Here is a 1,988-nt window from a genome sequence, read left to right as displayed (position 1 = left end):
AAGGAATGTCCCGCAGGCCATCTGAAACGCCATGCGTTTTGGGTTTGGCGTTGCGGCTGAAAGACCGACGGTGGCGGCGGCAATCAACGTCATCGTCGCCCCGCTCGGCCACGCTGTCGCCACCCAATAGCTGCCGAGCACTACCAGGATGAACGCCGCGCGAATCCCCGACGCCGCCGAAGCCATCCAGTTTGTTTGCGGGGTGAACAGCTCGTCCCATTGTTCGCGCGCATGGCTGTGATCGGCCAAGGACGCGTGGGTCTGTGCATAACTGTGCAAGTCGTCGACGAAGCGATAGAGCAACTCGTAGGCGGTGTGGAAATCGAGTTGCTCGGCGTCGCTGGGATGGCTCTCTTGAAAGATCGTTCGCAGGCTTCGAACCCGCGCCGGCAAACCTTCTTTGTAAGCGCTCAACTCGACCACCAATCGCGCTGCGTCCGCATGGGTCAGCGCCCGACCACTGAAGCCGTCGAGCACTTGCGCCAAGTCCTGCAAGCCCGGTTTGATCGCCGCGACCACGTGATCCGCCCCGCTGCTGCGCAAGCGTTCGAGCAACTGATGCAAGGCGTTGAATCGCGTGGTGATGCCCATGAACTCGCTGTTCAAACGATTGAGCCGACCGTTGCGCCGACGCATGTGCGGGTCTTCAAACACGGTGACACTGCGCAGCCCTTCCAGCCCGACTGCTTCGGCGATGAAGCGGACGTTACTGGCTTCGAAAGCATCCCGTTTGCTGCGACCGCGCAAGCCATCGGTGACAAACAACGCGAACACACCGAAGCGTTGGTACAAGGCGTTGCGCATCGCGGCGCTGGCGGTTTGCGGCAGGATCGCCGCGCTGACCAGCGTCGAGCAAAGAATGCCGAGGGAGATTTCCAGCACGCGCCAAACCGCCGYCATGAACGCCCCGTCCGGGTGCGCCAACGCCGGCAAACCGACCATCGCGGCGGTGTAGCCGGCCAGCACAAAACCATAGGCACGAAAGTTGCGATACCGCGCCGCGCCGGCCGAGCAGATGCCCACCCAGATCGCCAGCGAGCCGAGGAACAGTTCGGTGTTTTGCGCGAACAAGGCAATCAGCGCGACCATCACCGCCGAGCCGGTCAGCGTGCCGAGAAAGCGGTAAAAACTCTTGGCGAATACCTGGCCGCTTTGCGGCTGCATGACGATGAACACAGTAATCATCGCCGTGCGCGGTTGCGGCAATTCCAGACGCATCGCCAGCCACAAGGTCAGGAATGCGGCGAACAACACCTTGAAGATGTAAACCCAGGTCACGCCGTCGCTGCGTGCCCAGTCGAAGAAGCCCCGGCGCCATTCAAGGGAATACAGCCAGCGCAAAGGTGCGGGCAAGGGAGTCATTGAATCCTGCTCATTGAAGAAATGCCCGGATCAACCGGAGACCTGTGGTGAGGGGGGCTTGCCTGTGGCGAGGGGGCTTGCCCCCGTTCGACTGCGCAGCAGTCGCCATACCGATGGATGCGGTGTGCCTGAAAAAGTGAGATGTGAGGTTTTGGGGTCGCTTCGCGACCCCACGGGGGCAAGCCCCCTCGCCACAAATGTGGGTATGTCTGATACATCGGGGTCAATTCAAAAGGGCCGGGGTTTTCGGCGCAGCCGTCTGGCTGTCTTTCGGCACATCGTTGCCTGCTCCGAGCCCACCGCCGAGCGCCGTCACCAATTCGGCATGAGCACTGAGCCGCGCCGCCTGCACCTGCTGCTGAACCTGCTGCTGCTTGAACAACAACGTCTGCGCGTTAAGCACATTGAGGTAGTCAGTGAGCCCACGCTGATACGCGATCATCGCGATGTCGTAAGTCTTCTGCGCAGTAGCCACGGATTCGGCGGCGAAGGTTTGCTGTTTGTCCATGGACTCGCGGCGGATCAACTGGTCGGAGATGCTTTTCAGCGCATTGACCAGCGTCTGGTTGTACTTGGCCACGGCAAAGTCATAGCCTGCCGACGCTTCGCCCAACTCGGAGCGCAAA

The 1,988-nt window shown here is 61.1% G+C and carries 2 protein-coding genes; both read right to left on the bottom strand.

Annotation, left to right across the window (positions count from 1 at the left end):
- Positions 1-1,362: FUSC family protein (locus AC1DRJ_RS25720; RefSeq protein WP_477804634.1), on the bottom strand; the 1,362-nt coding region annotated here is incomplete at its 3' end.
- Between the two features lie 223 nt (positions 1,363-1,585).
- A partial coding sequence (locus AC1DRJ_RS25715; RefSeq protein WP_477804633.1) for a TolC family protein occupies positions 1,586-1,988 on the bottom strand: 403 nt, incomplete at its 5' end.

This window comes from Pseudomonas sp. P5_B2 (genome assembly GCF_056400445.1).
Note: the sequence above shows the minus strand (reverse complement) of the source record. Positions and strands in the feature narration are given on the sequence as shown.